Source organism: Bifidobacterium xylocopae (genome assembly GCF_003315615.1).
Classification (GTDB): Bacteria; Actinomycetota; Actinomycetes; order Actinomycetales; family Bifidobacteriaceae; genus Bombiscardovia; species Bombiscardovia xylocopae.
In genome coordinates this window covers 32,399-50,507 of record NZ_PDCH01000009.1, presented here as the reverse complement: position 1 = coordinate 50,507, position 18,109 = coordinate 32,399, and the positions used below count along the sequence as shown (strand labels likewise).

General features: G+C 63.6%; 12 protein-coding genes and 1 other RNA gene. 11 read left to right on the top strand and 2 right to left on the bottom strand.

Going from position 1 to position 18,109, the window contains the following annotated elements; all coding sequences use genetic code 11:
* Positions 1–50 precede the first annotated feature (50 nt).
* From CRD59_RS05250 to CRD59_RS05215, 8 genes are all read left to right on the top strand, one after another.
* Positions 51–1,124, top strand: coding sequence for a hypothetical protein (locus CRD59_RS05250; protein ID WP_113853639.1), 1,074 nt, complete (start codon positions 51–53; stop codon positions 1,122–1,124).
* A 135-nt stretch (positions 1,125–1,259) separates the two neighbouring features.
* On the top strand, positions 1,260–2,774 hold the full coding sequence (locus tag CRD59_RS05245; RefSeq protein WP_113853664.1) for a UDP-N-acetylmuramoyl-tripeptide--D-alanyl-D-alanine ligase: 1,515 nt from the start codon (positions 1,260–1,262) through the stop codon (positions 2,772–2,774).
* Positions 2,771–3,874 (top strand): phospho-N-acetylmuramoyl-pentapeptide-transferase, encoded by a 1,104-nt coding sequence (mraY, locus tag CRD59_RS05240; protein ID WP_113853638.1) that lies wholly within the window; start codon positions 2,771–2,773, stop codon positions 3,872–3,874. The genes CRD59_RS05245 and mraY overlap by 4 nt, the downstream gene beginning before the upstream one ends.
* Before the next feature lie 59 nt (positions 3,875–3,933).
* Positions 3,934–5,364, top strand: a complete 1,431-nt coding sequence (gene murD / locus CRD59_RS05235; protein ID WP_113853637.1) for a UDP-N-acetylmuramoyl-L-alanine--D-glutamate ligase — start codon at positions 3,934–3,936, stop codon at positions 5,362–5,364.
* Positions 5,351–6,769: an FtsW/RodA/SpoVE family cell cycle protein gene (locus CRD59_RS05230; protein WP_113853663.1), complete on the top strand. Its 1,419-nt coding sequence runs from the start codon at positions 5,351–5,353 to the stop codon at positions 6,767–6,769. The genes murD and CRD59_RS05230 overlap by 14 nt, the downstream gene beginning before the upstream one ends.
* Before the next feature lie 81 nt (positions 6,770–6,850).
* Positions 6,851–8,035, top strand: a complete 1,185-nt coding sequence (gene murG / locus CRD59_RS05225) for an undecaprenyldiphospho-muramoylpentapeptide beta-N-acetylglucosaminyltransferase (protein WP_113853636.1) — start codon at positions 6,851–6,853, stop codon at positions 8,033–8,035.
* A gap of 130 nt (positions 8,036–8,165) precedes the next feature.
* Positions 8,166–9,788 carry a UDP-N-acetylmuramate--L-alanine ligase gene (gene murC, locus CRD59_RS05220; RefSeq protein ID WP_113853662.1) on the top strand — a complete coding sequence of 541 codons (1,623 nt, stop codon included), beginning with the start codon at positions 8,166–8,168 and terminating at the stop codon, positions 9,786–9,788.
* A complete protein-coding gene (locus CRD59_RS05215) occupies positions 9,785–11,056 on the top strand; it encodes a cell division protein FtsQ/DivIB (RefSeq protein ID WP_236632737.1) in 1,272 nt (423 codons plus the stop codon). The genes murC and CRD59_RS05215 overlap by 4 nt, the downstream gene beginning before the upstream one ends.
* A 58-nt stretch (positions 11,057–11,114) precedes the next feature.
* Here CRD59_RS05215 and dtd read toward each other — a convergent pair whose 3' ends face one another.
* The gene (gene dtd, locus CRD59_RS05210) at positions 11,115–11,600 is read right to left on the bottom strand and encodes a D-aminoacyl-tRNA deacylase (protein ID WP_113853635.1); all 486 of its coding nucleotides are present in this window, start codon (positions 11,598–11,600) and stop codon (positions 11,115–11,117) included.
* Positions 11,601–11,828: 228 nt separating this feature from the next.
* On the opposite strand from dtd, the gene ssrA reads away from it, so the two are divergent.
* Positions 11,829–12,226: a transfer-messenger RNA gene (gene ssrA / locus CRD59_RS05205) on the top strand.
* A gap of 487 nt (positions 12,227–12,713) precedes the next feature.
* Here the strand turns inward: ssrA and CRD59_RS05200 are convergent.
* Entirely contained in the window at positions 12,714–14,294 is a 1,581-nt protein-coding gene (locus tag CRD59_RS05200) for an oligopeptide:H+ symporter (RefSeq protein WP_113853634.1), read from the bottom strand.
* Between the two features lie 519 nt (positions 14,295–14,813).
* Between CRD59_RS05200 and CRD59_RS05195 the strand changes: the two genes are divergently transcribed.
* The gene (locus CRD59_RS05195) at positions 14,814–17,120 is read left to right on the top strand and encodes a beta-L-arabinofuranosidase domain-containing protein (protein WP_113853633.1); all 2,307 of its coding nucleotides are present in this window, start codon (positions 14,814–14,816) and stop codon (positions 17,118–17,120) included.
* Between the two features lie 91 nt (positions 17,121–17,211).
* Complete coding sequence (locus CRD59_RS05190; protein WP_113853632.1) at positions 17,212–18,081, top strand: helix-turn-helix transcriptional regulator; 870 nt, start codon at positions 17,212–17,214, stop codon at positions 18,079–18,081.
* The last annotated feature ends 28 nt before the right edge of the window (positions 18,082–18,109 follow it).

Genomic DNA, 18,109 nt, shown 5'->3' with positions numbered 1-18,109 from the left:
GGGAGGTCGGCCATGGGTTGGCTGAGGCCTGCGGGCGGAGAGGCGGCGGTATGAGCGCGCTGAGCGAGTCGATCTCCCAGCGGATGACCTTGGGCTACCTGCGCACTCATTATGGCCTGCGCCTGATTCCCCCTTCCGCCGAAGGCGTGACCGTCACGTCCCTGAGCGAGGATCTGGCTTCGGTCAGGCCCGGTTCCCTGTACCTGGCACACGTGCGCGCAGGCGATGGGGACCCGGACTGGTCCAAGGCGCAGGATGCTTCGGCGGCTTCCGGGCCCGCCGGGGACGGGGCCGATGCCATCGACGATGACACCGAGTCCGGAGCCGAAAGGCCCGCCGGAGCCGGGCGGTCATATACCCGGACATTTGAAGCATCCGACCAGGATCTCGTCGCCCAAGCCGAGGCACGCGGTGCCTACGCTGTTCTTCTGCCGGAACAGGCGGGGGGACAGGATCCGGCCGAGTCCGACATCCCCTTGCTGGTCGGGAACCTCAAACCTGAGCAACTGGGTCGTATCCTATCCAATGCGGCCGGCGACCCCACGGCCTCGCTGGCCGTCTTCGTCCTTGTCGGGCATGACGTGGGCGAGTGGGCCCGAGAGCTGGCCCGCTTCCTCCATACATTGGGCAATCCAGTGGGGTTGATCGGTGCGAACGGCTCCAATTCCCTGGCCCGCCCGTTGGACATGGCCGCGCCGCTGAGTATGTTCGATGTGCAGCGGGCCCTCTCCATCTGCCTGGAGGACGGGTGTGCCGCGGTCGTGATCCAGGCCGACCCAGCCAGTCTGGAACCCCAGGCCCTTCAAGGCGTACAAGTCGACGTCCTGGCCTTTCCCGAAGCTTCCGGCTCTTCCGACCGTGGACCGTCCGCCCTGGCCCACTTCCATGAGATCCGCAAAGGGCGTGCCCTCGAGGCGGGTCGCCGATACGGGTTCTGCGTTGACGGGGGCACACAGGTGGCCCGGCGGGATGAGGAATCCGACGAGCTGGCCAGGATGACCTCGGCGGATGGGGATTCCAAGGCTGTGGACCGACTCTCGTTGAACATAGCGATGACCGTGGCGGCGGGCGTTAAACGAAGCCACATCCGCAGCGCTCTGGAGGCCTCCCGAGAGCTGTCCTAGGGCCGTTCGCGGCCTTCATGGCGTAGGAATTGAACGTGCAGTGAAGACAGGTTCGGGCAGATGGCGGCAGGAGTGCCGCCCGGCCCGGGCCGGAAGAGACGAGAGGTGACGATGGACGAGTCCGATCGGCCGGGCATGATGCCGATGACCGTGCAAGAAGCCGCCAATGCGGTCAAGGGCGAGCTCAAAGGGATCGGGGAAGACGGCAAGGACAGGCCGGTAACAGGAGTGGTGACCGATTCACGTCAGGCCGGCCCCGGGACAATCTTCGTGGCCATCGCCGGCGAGCGGGTGGACGGACATGATTTCCTGGGTCAGGTTGCCCGAGCCGGTGCCGTGGGTGCTCTGGTATCGCGACTGGTGCCCGCTGCCGGTGTGCCGCAGATCCTGGTCGATGACACCGTCAAGGCCCTGGGCCTCCTGGCCGCCCACAATCTGGAACGTCGCAGGGCCCTCCAGGCGCCTTTCACCCTGGTCGGCATCACCGGCTCCGTCGGCAAGACGACGACAAAGGACCTCCTGGCCGCCATGCTGCGGTTGCTTGGCCCCACCGTGGCCCCGGTCGGCTCCTTTAACAACGAGATCGGATTGCCTCTGACAGCCCTCAAGGTCGGGCCCGCAACCCGCTATCTGGTGGCTGAAATGGGTGCCAGTCAGGTCGGCGATATAACCTACCTGACTTCAATCGCCCCGCCGGACATCGCCGTCGTATTGAAGGTCGGGGTGGCGCATCTGGGCGTCTTCGGCTCGGTGGACCGCATAGCGCAGGCCAAGAGCGAGATCGTCCGAGGTCTGCGAGCGGGCGGTCTGGCGGTGCTGAACGCCGACGACGAGCGCGTGTCCGCCATGGCCCAGCTGGCACCGGATCGTGTCCTGCGCTTCGGTCTGGGGTCGGTCGAGCGCCAGAACGGGGCCGGTCTGGACATGAGCGCGTGCGCCATTGAGACCGATGCCGCCGACCATCCGTCCTTCCAGTTGCAGGCCCGGGGTGAGCGGCCAGTGGCCACCAGCCTGGCCCTGAGTGGGGTGCACAATGTGATGAACGCCCTTGCGGCCGCCACCGTCGCCCATGAACTGGGGCTGTCCAGCCAGGCGATCGGCCGGGTCCTGGCCTCCCAGGGTGAACAGAGCCCCCACAGGATGGCTGTCGGCCAAGTGGGGAAGGGGGCCGGCTCGTTTACTTTGATCGACGACTCCTTCAACGCCAACCCCGATTCCATGCGTGCAGGCCTGAAGGCACTGGCGGCGTGGGGCGCAGGGCCGGGGTCGGATTCCCATAACGGCCGGAGGCCCTATAGGATCGCGGTCCTTGGGGGCATGCTCGAGCTGGGGGATGACACCATGGACCTGCACCGGCAGGTCGGAGATCTGTGCGTCCGGCTGGGCCTGGATGCCCTGGTGGCGGTCGGTGGACACGGAGGGCGGCTGTCAGCCATGGCTGACGCTATGGTTGAGGGTGCCCGGGCCGGGCGGGATGGATCCGGCCTGCGGGTCTTCCTGGCCGGGGACACGGATGAGGCCGATCGGATCGTCCAGGGTCTGGCCGGCAGCCACCCCGGTGCCGTGGTCCTGCTTAAGGGCTCCCACCTGTCGGGCCTGGACGCCCTGGCTGGCCGTTGGTCCGAAGCAAGGTTTGGAGAGCAGCAGTGATTTCCCTGATCATAGGCATTGTCGTCTCCCTTGTCGTCACCTTCGTAGGCACGCCGTTACTTGTGCGTCTGCTCCATAGACGGCACTATGGGCAGTACATCCGACAGGACGGTCCCCAATCGCATCTGGTCAAACGCGGGACGCCCACCATGGGCGGACTGATTATCAACCTGGCGATTGTGCTGGGCTGGTGCGCCTCTGCCCTCTACCGTTACATCTCACGAGGCGACATGCCTTCCCTGTCCGCCATGCTGGTCCTGTTCGCCATGCTCTCGATGGGTCTGCTCGGCTTCGTGGACGACTTCGCCAAGGTACGCAAGAAGCAGAACCTGGGCCTGTCGGTCTCAGCAAAATTCATCGGCCAGTTCATCTTCGCGACGGTCTATGCGGTCCTGGCCCTCCTGCTGCCCACCAAGACGGGCTTCCACTCGGCCCAGGCCGGCGTATCCTTCGTGGAGCGTCCTGTCGTATCATTCGAATTCGCCGGGCGATCCGTGGCCATCATCCTCTTCGTCCTATGGGTCAACCTGCTCATGACCGCCTGGAGCAATGCCTTCAACCTGACGGATGGGCTGGATGGATTGGCCTCCGGTTCGTCCATGATCGCCTTCACCGGCTATGCCCTGATAGCCTTCTGGGAGTCCTACCACCTGAAGGGCGCCAATCATGCAGGTCACTCCTATGCGGTCTCCGACCCCCTGGACCTGACCATCATCGCCTGCTGTGCGGCCGTCGCCTGCTTCGGTTTCCTGTGGTACAACACCAACCCGGCCTCCATATTCATGGGAGACACCGGTTCGCTGGCCCTGGGCGGCCTCTTCTCCGCCCTGTCGATAGCCACCCACACCGAGCTGTTGGCCGTCATACTGGGTGGCCTGTTCGTTATGGAGACCGCATCCGATGTGATACAGGTGGGCTGCTTCAAGATGACGCACAGGCGGGTCTTCAAAATGGCACCCATCCACCACCACTTCGAGCTCCTGGGTTGGCAGGAATCCAAGGTCGTTGTCAGATTCTGGCTGATCGAGCTCATCTTCGTCCTTATGGCCCTGGTGCTCTTCTACGCCGATTGGCTGGCCCGTTCCGGCCTGCCGCTGTAAGACCCGCCAGGCGCAGTGGGTGATTGACGAGTCCAGTTATACGCAAGGAGATGTGTCAGATGGATGTCAACGGTAAGCGTGTCCTGGTGGCGGGGTTGGGCGTCTCCGGTCGCAGTGCGGTGCAAGCCCTCCAGGGGCATGCGAAGAGCGTGACGAGCGTGGATGAGCACTCGGCGGCCGCTGACCTGCACTCTTTCGATCAGGTGGACTGGAATCAGGTGGACCTGGTCATGGCCTCTCCGGTCTTCAACCCCAGAACACCCTTCATCCTGCATGCCCGGCAGGCCGGCATACCGGTGGTCAGCGAGGTTGAGCTGGCCTGGGCGCTGCGTGCGCGCGCGGCCCGCACAGGCCGGCCGGCACCCTGGATTGGCATCACCGGGACCAACGGCAAGACCTCCACCACTCAGATGACATCCGCCATGATGACCGCATCCGGGTTCGATGCGCCGGCCGTCGGCAACATCGGCAAGGCCGTCTCACAGGCCGTTCTGGATCCGGCCCACGACGTGCTGTGCGTGGAGTTGAGCTCCTTCCAGCTCCACTTCACCGATTCACTGTCCCTGGCTTGCGCGGCCATCACCAACCTGGCCGCCGACCACCTGGACTGGCATGGGGGCTTCGAAGCCTACGCCGCCGATAAAGCCAAGATCTACCATGGCGTCCAGCGGGCCCTGGTCTACAACGCGGACGATCGACAGGTATCGGCCATCGCCGACGCAGCTCGTCCCGTCACCGGCTGTTTGAAGGTTGGGTTCACCCTTGGAAGGCCCGCCCCCGGTCAGATCGGTGTACGTGACGGTTGGATCATCGACCTGAGTGGCGTGTCGGGCGGTCCCGTCGGGCAGGAGGAGCGCATAGCTCCCCTGAGCGACCTGGCCGGACTGAGCGAGCCGGACGGCAGCGTCTACCCCCATCTGTTGGCGGATGCCCTCTGCGCTTTCGCCCTTGCCTTGGGGGCCGGGGCTGACCGGGCTGACGCCGTCGGGGCCATGGCCGCATTCCGGCCCGGTGACCACCGGATCGAGACCGTGACCCAGCTTGGGACCGGATCGGATGCCATCCGATTCGTGGATGATTCAAAGGCCACCAACGCGCATGCCGCACGAGCTTCCCTGTCCAGCTACCGACCCGGATCCGTGATCTGGATCGCCGGGGGGCTGGCCAAAGGCACCCGTTTCGATGAGCTGGTCGCCTCCCAGGCCGATTGCCTGGCCGCAGTGGTCGTGATCGGCCAGGATCCCGAACCCATCATGGAGGCACTGTCCTCCCAAGCCCCACAGGTGCCGGTCACCCGGGTGGAGCCCAAGCCGGCGGATACGGTCATGGAACGGGCCGTGCGGGCTGCGGGGGAGTACGCCCAGCCCGGACAGGTGGTCCTCCTGGCTCCGGCCTGCGCTTCAATGGACCAGTTCAGGTCCTACGCCGATCGAGGTAAGGCCTTCGCCCGCCAGGCGGCCGTATGGGTGGATGGCCATGCGGCTGTCTGACCTGTGGGCAGGGCACTTGAAACGCCCCACCGTCACCGCCCAGGACCGCGGTAGGGTTCAGGGCCAGGGCAAGACGCGCCGGGAGGGCGAGCCGGTCCGTCGGCACGGCAGATCCGCAGCATCCTCGGACCATGTGCCCAGGGTGACCAAGACGGCTGAACCATCCAGGGCAGCTAAGGCCAAGGCATCCCAACGATCCACGGCATCCAGATCGTCAAAGGCCTCCCAGACCCCCGCCCGCCCAGCGGTCTCCTACCAGGGCATCAGGGCCCTGCTCAACCCACTGTGGTGTTACTACGGCTTCATCACAGCGGTCGTCGCCCTGGCCGTCTTCGGCCTGATGATGGTTTTCTCAAGCTCGGCCGTCGATATGGTGGCCCAGGGGCAGTCGCCCTGGACCCAGGCCATCCGACAGACCGGCTTCTGCATGGGCGGTTTTGCTGTCGCTGCTGTCGCCTTGCGCCTGCCAGCCGACAAGTACCGTTCCATCAGCTTCGGCATTCTGGGCTTCGGACTTTTCCTTCAGCTGCTCACCTTCACCCCCTTGGGACGCGCCGCAGGCGGCAATGCAGGCTGGATTTTCATCGGCGGCTTCTCCCTGCAGCCGGCCGAGGTCCTCAAGCTTGCCCTATGCGTCTGGATGCCCGGCTCCCTGCTGGACGCGGGTGAGCACAGCCGGCAGGGAGAGGGTCTCAAAGCCTACCGGAAGCCAGCCGCAGGCTTCGCAGTATCCTTCATCCTGATCATGATGGGCAAGGACCTGGGCACCGCCATGATCGTCGTCATCATCGGTCTGGTCGCCTTTTTCCTTTCCGGATTCCCACTCAAATGGTTCCTGAGCGCCGCTGTGGCCGGACTGGCGGGCATCATCGGCTTCTTCGTCCTGGGCCATGGCAACCGCATGCAGCGCATCATGGCAGCCTACGGCAAGTGCTCGTCCGACGACCTGCAGGGCGTATGCTACCAATCGGTCCACGGCCTGTACGCCATGGCCTCCGGTGGCCTGACCGGCGTTGGGCTGGGCAACTCGCGTGAGAAATGGAACTACCTACCCGAGGCCCACAACGATTTCATCTTCGCGGTGATCGGCGAGGAGATGGGCTTCATCGGCGCCGTCCTGGTCATCCTGGCCTTCGTGGTGGTGGGCTGGTGCATGCTGCGCGTTGCGCTGACCACGCCCGACAGCTACGCCCGCATGGTCTTGGTCTGCCTGGCATCCTGGATCGTCGGCCAGGCCCTCATCAACATCTGTGTGGTCCTGGGTCTTCTGCCGGTCATGGGCCTTCCTCTGCCGTTCGTATCCGCTGGCGGTACGGCCCTCGTCCTGTGTCTGGCGGCCGCTGGGGTAGCGGTGCCGATGATGCGGACCCACCCCGACATCAAGGCCGCCTCGGCACACATCTGACCGCGGTCCGTTCCTTCGCCTGCTTCGTTCGTCAGCCGTCGGGCTATGCTCGGAGCTGGAAACCTGATCTTGAGGAGCGTCATGAGTGTGAAGGCAGCGGTCCATGTGGTACTGGCCGGGGGCGGTACAGCAGGGCATGTGAACCCCCTGCTCGCGGTCGCCGCCGCCATCAAGGCGCAGCGTCCCTGTGCGCGGGTGTCGGTCATCGGCACTGCCGTGGGCTTGGAGGACCGACTGGTGCCCCAGGCCGGCCTGGCGCTGGACACAATCGACAAGCTTCCCTTTCCCCGTAGGCCCAACGCCCAGGCCCTGCGCTTCCCAAGCCGCTGGCGGCGGCAGGTGGCCCATACCAAGGAGATTCTCCAAGCCAGACAGGCCGACGTAGTCGTCGGTTTCGGCGGCTACGCGTCAGCCCCAGCCTACCGGGCAGCCCGTCGGTTGGGGCTGCCCCTGGCCCTGCACGAGCAGAACGCCAGGGCAGGCATGGCGAACAAACTGGGCGCCCGTTGGGCCGACTACATCGGCACCGCCTACGAGAACACCGGCCTCAAACCCCGGCACGGCGCCCGGGTTGAGCGGGTGGGTCTGCCCCTACGTCCCGCCATCGCCGACCTGTGCGCGCAGCAGGTGCGGTCCCGCGACCGGACCCGCCGACAGGCCGCGGAACAGCTTGGTCTGGACCCCGACCGTCCGGTACTGGTGGTCACCGGCGGCTCCCTGGGGGCGGCAAGCCTCAACAAGGCCGTAGCCAGGTCTGCCGAGGTCCTGCTGGATGTGGCCCAGGTGGTGCATCTGACAGGCAAGGGCAAGTCCGACGACGTGCAGGAAGTGGTCACCCGCCTAGTAGGTCAGGAAGCGGTCAACGACCTGGACCAGGCCCATGCCGGTCAGGGCGACTACCATATTGCTGCCTACCTGGAGCGCATCGATCTGGCCTTCGCCTGCGCCGACCTGGTCATCTGCCGTTCCGGCGCCGGCACGGTCAGCGAACTGACGGCCTTGGGCCTGCCGGCCGTCTACGTCCCCCTGCCTATCGGCAACGGGGAGCAGCGCTTCAACGCCCAGCCGGTCGTCCAGACCGGTGGGGGCATCATGATTGCCGACAGCGAACTGACGGAGGAGTGGGTGTCCGCCCAGGTCCCCGCCCTCATAGCCGACCGCGACCGGTTGGCCGCCATGGGAAGGGCCTCCTGGTCCTATGGCATCCGCGATGCGGCGCAGACCATGGCCAGCCGTGTCCTGGAACTGTCTGACGCTCGCGACTGAAGGTTCGAAGTCCAGGAAGCCTCGGCAGTGCCGGGAGCCGGGCGCGTCGCTTGTGTGCGTTCCTGGCGGAAGGCCAGGGAAGGGCTGACGAAAAACCGGGCAGGCGTGCATAATGGATGAAGTCATGATGATGAGGAGATGCGCTTTGTCCCAACAGTCCACCAGCCCCGCGCCGCTCGATCCCACAGCCCAGGCGTTCGGCCCTGGCGGCAGACCCCTGTCCAGTCTGGGTCGGACCCATTTCATCGGTGTGGGCGGTGCGGGCATGAGCGTCCTGGCCCTGATGCTCAAACAGGCGGGTGTGGATGTGACCGGATCCGACCGGCAGGCCTCGGCCAAGACCCACGAGCTGGAGGCCGCCGGCATCCCCGTCGCGATCGGGCAGGCCGCAGAGAACGTCAAGGGTGCGCGGACCGTCGTGTGGTCGTCCGCCATCAAGCCCGACAACCCCGAGATCGGAGCCGCCCGCGCCCAGGGCTCCCTCCTGGCCCACCGCTCGGACATCCTTGCCCTCCTCCTGGCCTCACGCATCGGTGTCACGGTGGCTGGTGCCCACGGCAAGACCACCACCAGCGCCATGCTGTCCCACATCCTCTCCACCGCCGGACGTGGGCCTCTGGCTGATCCCTCCTTCGCTGTGGGCGGCTCCATCCAGACCCCCGAGGGTGCGCGGGATGGCGGACACCTGGGCTCAGGCAAAGTCCTGGTCGCCGAGGCGGACGAGTCGGACGGCTCCTTCGAAAAGTACAGGCCCCGGATAGCGCTGATCACCAACGTGGAGGCCGACCACCTGGATCACTATGGCAGTGCCGGCGCCTTCCGTGCCGCCTTCGCCGAGCATGCCCGCCACGCCGGCGGATGGGTCGTGGTCTGCGGTGACGACGAGGGCGCCCGAGCCCTCCTGGCCAGGCTCCGTGGTGACTGCCCTGCCCGAGTTGTGGTATACACCACCGCAGGCGAGGACACCATTGACCGGGCCGGCTGGGACTCCTGGGCCCAGGTTGTCCGGATCGAATCCGAGTCCGAGAGCGCCGGCTCCGGGACTGAGCGCTTCACCCTGGACCTACCGGCAGAGCTGGTCGCCCAGGCGCATGTACAGGCAGGCGGGGATGCGGATCGCGTGAGTGCGATTCCCTTGAGCCTGCCGGTTGAACTGGAGGTCCCCGGCCTGCACAACGCCCGCAATGCCAGTGCCGCCATCATCGCAGCTGTCCTGCTGGGTATGGAACCGGCCGAGGCCGCCAGTGCGGCCGGATCCTTCCTGGGAGCCACCCGTCGCTTCGACCTCAAGGGCAAAGAGCGGGGCGTCACGGTGGTGGACGACTACGCCCACCATCCCACGGAAATCACTGCTCTGTTGGCCGCGGCCCGCCGTCGCTACCCGGACGCGGGCCTGCATGTGCTCTTCCAGCCCCACCTGTACTCGCGCACCAAGTTCTTCGCTGGACAATTCGCCTGGGCCTTGGCTGCGGCCGACGACGTGGTGGTCACCGGCATCTATCCGGCCCGCGAACGCCAGGAGGACTACCCGGGGATTGGGCCGGCCACCATCGTCGAGGCCTCGGACGCGCAGGCCGGCGCTCGAATTGAGGCCGTGCCGGACATGGAAACCGCGGCCCGCAAGCTGGTCGACCGGGCCCAGTCGGGCGATGTGATCCTGACTGTCGGTGCCGGCGACGTGACGCGCATGGGGCCGGTCATCCTGCGGGAACTGGCCACAGGAACGGCCGGTGGCGGGGTCAGCCGGGCATGAGCCGACGGATCGCCAGTTCAGGCTCCCCACCGGGCGAAGGTGACGAACAAGGCCGCGCCCGGCGCTCCCAGAACAACACAACCCATGGCCGCAAGACCCCGGGGGAGGCCGCCCGCACTCATCAGCGGCAGTCCAAAGAGCGTCGCCGCCGGGTCCTCGGCAACCAGGCAGGGGCAAGTGCCGGTACCGGAACGGGCACCGGGAAGAAGGCGGTGCGCAAGAAGAGCAGCACGGCCACAGGCAGAAACACCGGCATATCCTCAGGCAAGGCAGGAAAAATCGGCGGCAGGACGACCGGCAAGGGTCTGGCCCGCCGCAGCCGCCAACCTCGCGCTGTCGTCGGCTCCACCACCGGCAGTAGCCAAATGGCACTGTCCCACCGTTCCAGGCGCACCAGCGGCCGCAGCAGGTCGGGTTCAGGCGACTTCGTCGATGCCCGCTCACTCAAGTCCGATGATGCCATCCTGCGAACCATGGCAGGCCATGGGCAGGGACCGGGTGTCTTCGTCAAACCCAAGGTGGTGGACTTCAAAGCCCGCCTTCAGGAACGGAAACGGGCCAGTCTGCGTGTCCGCCTGATCCGCTGGGGCATCGGCCTGCTTAGCCTGGCCCTCGTCGTCGGACTCACCTGGCTCCTGTGCTTCTCGCCCGCCTTGGTCCTGCAGGCCGGGCGCATCCACGTCACCGGCGGCAACCAGTGGGTCTCGAACCAGGAGATCGCCGACATCGTGCGCAAGGAAGACGGCCGATCGCTCGTCCTCATCTCCACTGGCGGCATCGAATCCTCGATCAGCGCCCTGCCGGGCGTAACCTCCGCCAAAGCTTCCAAACGCTTCCCGCATGGCATGGATGTGGATTTCAAAGCCCAGGAACCGGCTGCGGTCCTGAAAGCCGCGAGCGGCAAAATCACCGCAGTGGATCGCGACGGACGCATACTCAATGCGGTCGGGGCCTCCTCCAAAGGCATACCGCAGATCGAAGTGAGCACCCTTGAACAGGGCATCTCGGATCAGGCGGTCAAGCAAGCCTTGAAGATCCTTGCGGCATTGCCTGAACCCATGCGCCGGGCGGTGACCAAGGTCTCCGCCAAGACGCAGGACTCCGTCACCACCGAACTCGATGGCGGCCAACGCATCATAGTCTGGGGGGACGCATCCGACCTGAAACTCAAAATGGCGGTCGTGGACAAAATCGTCAACGACCCAACAAAAATCGGTGACAAGCATCAGGTCGATGTGTCCGCGCCTTTGCGACCCATCATCAAATAGGGGGCAGTCAGAGGGCTCATCGCGCCCACTGCCTGCACCGGGCGGCAGGCCCTATCGGCTACTTGGCAGTCATCAGCTGGTCGGTGTCAAGGGCGATTGTGACCGGACCATCGTTGGTCAGGCTCACCCGCATATGCGACCTGAACCGCCCCGTCTTCACCTTCACCCCATGCCTTGCCAGAGCCTTATTGAACCGATCCCATACCGCCTTTGCATGCGCCGGATTTCCCGAACCAGCAAAACTGGGCCGATTGCCCTTCCTGATGTCAGCAAGGAGCGTGAACTGGGAAATCGAAACCACCTGTCCGCCCACATCCAGGACGGACCGGTTCATCTTGCCGGCCTCATCTTCGAAGATACGCATGTTCGCGACCTTACGGGCCGCATACTCCACTTGCGCATCCCCGTCGGAATCAGCCACGCCGACCAGCAGCACCAGTCCGGCATCAATTGTCCGGGGTTCGAAGGTCGGGTCCGGTCGGCCGGTTCCATCGTCGACCACGTCCACGTCGGCATGGGACACTTTTTGCATGATGATCCTCATGCAGACAGTTTACAGGATGAACCGCTGCCATTGTGGGGGCAGATCTTCAGCAGGGGGGCATATATCGAAGTCGGGCACGTATGCCGGAGAAACGCCCAACCAAGACAACCTGTCGCACCATATCGGCGCACTGAGCCGGGGGGGGGGGGCTCGCGGGAATAAACACGGGGCCCGGATTGTAGGATATAGTGAAAACCGGTGGCAACGCCGGTTTGATAATTGAAGATTGGGGCTGATCGGTTTCGACGGTGACCTGTTCGTCGCAGGGAAGCGTGCCGAGAACGCGGGGGTCCGCTCGTAAATGTCCTCCCGCAAACATCAAGTGCTAAATCTAACCGCACTGAGTTCGCCCTCGCTGCCTGAGCTTTAAGCCAGGATTAACCAGCGAGCTACGGCTCCGTTCACTCTCCTTCGTCTCCGGGGAGATGTTGAACGTCATTTAGGGGACTCGCTTGAGTCGCTGCGTCACAGGGCGACCCAGGGACTTTTGCTGTGACTATGCCCGCCGCCGGTTGTCTGCGACACAGGCGGGGGCAGATAAATAGCCACACGGCCAGCAGACTACGCACGTAGAAGACTGAGGGTGCGGTCACCGGACCGGGGTTCAATTCCCCGCAGCTCCACAACCAATCAAGCGCCATCCCGTAAGGGGTGGCGTTTTCGTTGCAGTACATAGGGTGTAGCGAAGAGGTGCGTTTGCCTCATGTCGGGTTGCTTGCTGCCGCTGGTTCGGGGTTCGACGGGGGGTGACCGATGGAATTGATTGTGTAAGGCATCAGACCATGTTCGTGACGTTCGTGATGTGCCCGAACCTGTTGAAAGCGAAAGGCTGTCATACACTTCAAGGTATTCGCAAGCGGAGGCTGGTCCGCTCGCGCTGTCTTTGGGCAGAGCGGGCCGTATGCGTGTTCTTCAGGTTAGCCTTCTTTGCCGGGACCGCTAAGTCGTGTGAGACGATGCCGGTCTGCACCCGGGTCCGCGCAAGTATTCGTTAATCGTCCTACCGGCTTGTGGGCGTGTCGGGCAAGTCCCCAGAATCGTCCGCGTATCCGGATGTGCAGCGGGCCCCCGAGGGAATCAGGGGCCCGCAAGCCATGGGGGTGCTGGGCGGTATCAGTCGGACATGACGGTGGACTCGATGCGCTTGCGGAACACCATGACCACGAGGGCGACCACGATTTCGAGAATGCCGACGATCCAGAAGAGCGGCATCTGCTGGCTGAGTGTCGTCAAGTGACCGTAGGCCACCAACATGATTGCAGTGCCGATTGCCGCGGAAATCGTGAACGCGGTCTGCAGCTGGGTCTCGTAGGACTTGGGGGCAATCGCGGCGATCATGGAATACGCGGCGACCCCGTAGGGGAACCCTCCCAGGTTCGCGACGACATAATAGACCAGCAGCCATATGACGGAATACTTAGTGGCGTCCGGATTAAGGATGACGGTCGGTATGACCAGCAGCAGATTCGAGATGCCGGTGAAGATGAAACCGAACCATATGCGGTCAGTGGACTTCCACCGCTTGCCGAACCTGGTGAGCCACAGCCAGCTGTAGAAGATGCCGGACAGGAGAGCTATGAGGCCGACGATGGTGTTGAAAGAGCCCGGTGCGATCTCGATGTTCCAGAATCTACGGTTGATCTTCTGGTCCAGGAACATTAGCAACGTTGTACCTTGTATGGAATAATCCACCCCTATCACAATCTGCATCGCCACGATGGGGATCAGCGCGTGCAGCCGGTGGTGTTCGACCTTGGTGATGGTCTTCGACCGCCAGATGAGGGCGAAGAATACGATCGCGACGACGAATGTGCATGAGCTGACGGTGCTGGCCAGGGCGGCGACGTCTGCCTTGTGGGTCATCAGCAAGGTGGCGATGTACACCGCGATGATTGCGAGAACCGCCAAAGCGATGAGGGAGTACTTCTTACGTTCCGCTTTGCTGAGGGGCCTGGAGGGTTTCGAACCGAGCGATCCGAAGAAGCGTCTGCCGGGTAGGGCGATGATAGCCGCATATAGCAATGCCGCTATCGCGCCGATGGCGAAGCCATAGTGGTAGTTGACCAGACCCAGCTGGGCCGATATGACGGGGGTGATGAAGCCAGCAATGTTGTTGGCGATGGAATGCAGGGCGAAGGCCCCGTCGCGGCGGGAGTCCTTTCGGTGGAACAGCATTCCGGTCAGTGAGGAATTCGAAGCTCCGACAATAGGGATGTTCATCAGGATCATGCCTACGAGGGCGAACACCCGGCCCTGGCCCAATGAAAATGCTGGCAGGGCAAGAAGTCCGCAGGAGAGCCCCTTGGTGATGTTGCCGATGATCAGGGCCTTGCGGGCGCCGAACACACGGTCCGCCAGCCAACTGCCGAGTATTTCGAACATGGAATTGACTGCGGACACGATTGCTATCAGTTGCGCGGCTTCACCCTGGGTGAAGCCCAGCCCCTTGGTCCAAGGCTTGTAGAGGTAGTAGATCATGACGGCCCCATAAGAGGCCCAGCAGATTGAGTTGAAGAAATTGCCCGCTGCCAGGGCGCCTATGCCCTTGGGGTACCCAAAGAACGAATGATCCTCGCGCAGCGTGTTCAACTCCTGCTTGTCCCGTTCGCGTTTCGCTGCAGTAGGATCATCCACGACGGGGCCAATGTCTCCTCCTTCCGACAGTTTCTGGTCGCTTTCTGGCGTTGTAGACATGATGAACTCCTTGTTCGTGCCTCATGGACTTGCGTTGTCCCTGCACTCTCAGCCGAGGCACTGCGGCGCTGAGCTGGACGAAACCACAGATTGTTCCATGAGGAACGGTAGGACATACCTCCTGTGCTTGAAGGTGTAGTCTTCGTGGAAAAAGTGGAGTATTTTTGTTACTTGGCCTCCCGGGAGCGATGTCCTGTTTAGGGGCGACTGGGCACTTTGCGCGGAAATCAACCCTGTCCCTACACCATGCTGGGGCCTTCCGTTTCGCATGTGGCAGTCTCAGGGAAGCCGAAGAATTCTCCACTGAATCACGCATCCGGCATACCTGCGACGATGCCGGATGAATCATAGACTGGTGAGACATCGGGTGGGTTCAATGGCTGCGCCACAGCGTCGTATCGTCGCCTGCAGTATTCGGTTGAGAGTCATCGAAGACGGACATGGCGGGGATGGATACGCGTCGGCCTTGCGAAATGCCACCATGGGAGTTGGTCTTCTGAGAGGAAGAGGTGCAGGACAGTGGAATGTGTTCGCGATGACCAGGAATGCGTCGAGCAGGCGGCCCGCCAGTTGTATATCGGCAACACGGGGACGGTCGAGTTCAACCTCAATCTGCCCACCGAAGGCACCGGTGGGACGAGCATCGGCTGGGAGAGCGGGGATGAACGCTGGATAGGGACCGACGGTACGGTCCACCAGCCCGATTACGGATACGGCGACAGGGTCGTGACGCTGACCGCGACCATCAGCAAGGGGCGGGCCCGGGCCCAGCGGACGTTCGAAGTGAACATCCTGCAGAAGCCCAATGAAATCAAGGTCAAACATGTTTATCCGATCACGCTCACCGTCCAGCGGGGCAGGGGCTACCATCTGCCCATGTTCACCGCCGTGCTCACCCGGGACGACGAGATGGTCTCGCAGCGGGTGAACTGGGACGAAGGTGTGGAGCAGCGGGCGACGGCACTGGGCGAGCAACGTTTCAGCGGCACCATTGACGGCAGCGCCATAGCGGTGGAAGCGAGCGTGACCGTGGTGGCGGACGACCCCGATGCGCCAGTGGATGCCGCGCCGAAGCTCAGGCCCATCGGTCTGGAGCATGTGCGCCTGAGTGGCCATGGGATACTGGCGGCCAACCAGCGACGGCGGATCGAGTTCCTGAAAACCCTGGACGACGACCAGCTCCTGGTGGAATTCCGCAAGGCCGCAGGACTGGACACCAAGGGGGCCGATCCCATGATCGGATGGGACGCGCCCGATTCGCTCCTGCGCGGCCACACCACCGGCCACGTCCTCTCAGCCTATGCGCTCGCCTACGGAGCTTCCGGTGACGGGGCCCTGCGTGACAAACTGACCTACCTGGTCCACGGTCTCGCCGAGGTCCAGCGGGCCTTCGGGGACAGCGGCAGGGCCAAGCCGGGCTTCCTGTCCGCCTATGATGAGGGGCAGTTCGACAAGCTGGAGCACTATGCGCCCTATCCGACCATCTGGGCACCCTACTACACCTTGCACAAGATCCTGGCCGGGCTCCTCGACGCCCACCGGTATGCGGGCAGCGGGGAGGCGCTTGCTGTTGCGTCGGACCTGGGGGACTGGGTCTACGAGCGCCTGCATGCCCTGCCGCACGAGCAGCTGCAGAACATGTGGAGCATGTACATAGCCGGCGAGTTCGGTGGTATGAACGAGTCTCTGGCCAAGCTGTACGCCGTCACCGGTAAACGCGAGCACCTGGCCGCCGCCCGCCTGTTCGACAACGACCGGCTGATGGTACCCATGCGACAGCAGGTGGATGCGCTGGGCGGCCTGCACGCCAATCAGCACATCCCGCAGGTGATTGGCTCGGTCGAGCTCTTCCGCCAGACCGGACTGCCCTACTATCTGGAGCAGGCCAGGTTCTTCATGGATTCCGTCATCGGCAGTCATATCTACGCCATGGGTGGCACCGGACAGGGCGAGATGTTCCAGCAGCCCGGCGTCATCGGCGCCCTCCTGAAGGACAATACGGCCGAATCCTGCGCCTCCTACAACATGCTCAAGCTGGCGAACGAGCTTTATGAATACGACCCCGATCCCGCCTATGCCGACTACAACGAGCTGACCACGCTCAACCACATAGCCGCCAGTACCGACCATGTGCCTCAGGGGGGAAGCCTGTACTTCTTCCCGACCCAGCCCGGTGGCCGCAAGGAGTTCGACGAGGAGAACAGCTGCTGTCACGGAACGGGCCTGGAGTCGCACTTCTACTACGCCAACGGCGCCTTTTACATTGACCAGACGACCCTGTACATCCAGCAGTATCTGTCCTGCATCTTGAACGATGAGCAGGATGGTGTCAACCTGAGCGTAGAGGCGGCCGACAGGCACCCCGAGCGCGTGGTCGTCCATCTCGGCGAGGTTTCGCGCCGCATGCTGGCCTTGCGCATCCCCGGCTGGAGCCATGGACAGGTGACCGTGGCGGTCAATGGCAAGCAGCTGCCGACCGGGCGGTTCAAGGTCTCCTCTTCGCATGTGGTCCTTGCTGTCGAGGACTGCGACCTTTCTTCCTGGGATGGCGCTTCTGTCGAGCTTGGATTCCAGACCGGCTTCCGCCTGTTGCCCACCCCTGACAAGCCCGCCCTGGCCGCCCTGGCTTGGGGGCCATACGTGCTGGCTGCGTTGAGCGGGAGCGGGGAGATTCAGCATCTTCAGCTGGATCGTGCCCGTTTGGAGCGGGAATTCACGCGCGAAAGGGAGGAGCTGATATTCACCCACCGGGCGACCGGCCTGCGGTTCAAGCCCCTGGCTCTCATCGACCATGAGCAGTACCATACTTATGTCGAAATTCAATGATCGGATGGTGACCCAATAGTGCGTCAGGGCGGGCGTTCGGTGCAACGGCACAGCCCGCCCGTCCCCGCCGGTGAGCACAGGAGGTGTGTCCATGCCGCGGGAGATCATAGCGGATCTGTCAGGCGGGGCGGCCGGTTTCGAATCCGCAGGCAGGTTCGTGGGCAGTCCGGGCTGGATCCATGGCAGACGCCGGGTCGACAGCTTCGAGCTGATTTTGGTGGAGGAGGGCACTCTGCCGCTTACGGTTAATGGCCAGTGCTATGAGCTGGGACCCAGAAACCTCATTCTCATCCCCGCGCAGGCACTCCATGAGGGCAGCAAACGATTGATGCGCCCACTGACTTTCTTCTGGGCTCACTTCTCGCTGCAGGACTGGTATCTGGGAATCAGGGCAGGGGAGGGGGGTTCTGATACTGTACCGGACAGTGCAATTCGTTTGCCGTTGGGGCCGATGTCGTTCAAGAGCGACCGGCTGGCCATCATGTCCAACCAGTTGCTTGACATCTACCAGCTGACTTATCCGAAGCCCAGCCTCTATGGGAACTACTTCATGACGTGCATGCTCTTTGAAATAGCCGGCAGCGCCAGCAGGTTGGGACGCGGGCGGACAGCGAACACTGAGTCCCGCAGGCTGCAACAGGTGCAGGATTGGATTCGTGTCAACGCATGCGACAAAATCAGTGTCAAATGGGTGGCGCGGCATTTCAATTATTCGCCCTCCTACCTTTCGACCATCTATAAGCGTGAGTTCGGCATCAGCGTCAGCGGCCAGATCGCCAAATGGCGCATCGAACGTGCCCAGGAGCTACTTCTGTCCACATCCGAGAAGGTCTGGCAGATCGCTGAGGCTTGCGGATACCGCGACCCCAAGTATTTCATGCGTGTGTTCAAAAGTCAGACAGGGCTGACCCCCAGCCGCTACCGGTCGAGCTTCTCCCGCCGTCACTACAACAATGCGTGATTCCGCCGTCCACCAGCACTCGGCGGGT

What these genes read in the sequence shown, in the direction of transcription:
- murC (WP_113853662.1), top strand. Translation starts at nt 8,166, where the DNA reads ATGAGGAGATGCGCTTTGTCCCAACAGTCCACCAGCCCCGCGCCGCTC.
- CRD59_RS05250 (WP_113853639.1), top strand. Translation starts at nt 51, where the DNA reads ATGAGCGCGCTGAGCGAGTCGATCTCCCAGCGGATGACCTTGGGCTAC.
- CRD59_RS05200 (WP_113853634.1), bottom strand. Translation starts at nt 14,294, where the DNA reads ATGTCTACAACGCCAGAAAGCGACCAGAAACTGTCGGAAGGAGGAGAC.
- dtd (WP_113853635.1), bottom strand. Translation starts at nt 11,600, where the DNA reads ATGAGGATCATCATGCAAAAAGTGTCCCATGCCGACGTGGACGTGGTC.
- murD (WP_113853637.1), top strand. Translation starts at nt 3,934, where the DNA reads ATGGATGTCAACGGTAAGCGTGTCCTGGTGGCGGGGTTGGGCGTCTCC.
- CRD59_RS05190 (WP_113853632.1), top strand. Translation starts at nt 17,212, where the DNA reads ATGCCGCGGGAGATCATAGCGGATCTGTCAGGCGGGGCGGCCGGTTTC.
- murG (WP_113853636.1), top strand. Translation starts at nt 6,851, where the DNA reads ATGAGTGTGAAGGCAGCGGTCCATGTGGTACTGGCCGGGGGCGGTACA.
- CRD59_RS05245 (WP_113853664.1), top strand. Translation starts at nt 1,260, where the DNA reads ATGATGCCGATGACCGTGCAAGAAGCCGCCAATGCGGTCAAGGGCGAG.
- CRD59_RS05215 (WP_236632737.1), top strand. Translation starts at nt 9,785, where the DNA reads ATGAGCCGACGGATCGCCAGTTCAGGCTCCCCACCGGGCGAAGGTGAC.
- CRD59_RS05230 (WP_113853663.1), top strand. Translation starts at nt 5,351, where the DNA reads ATGCGGCTGTCTGACCTGTGGGCAGGGCACTTGAAACGCCCCACCGTC.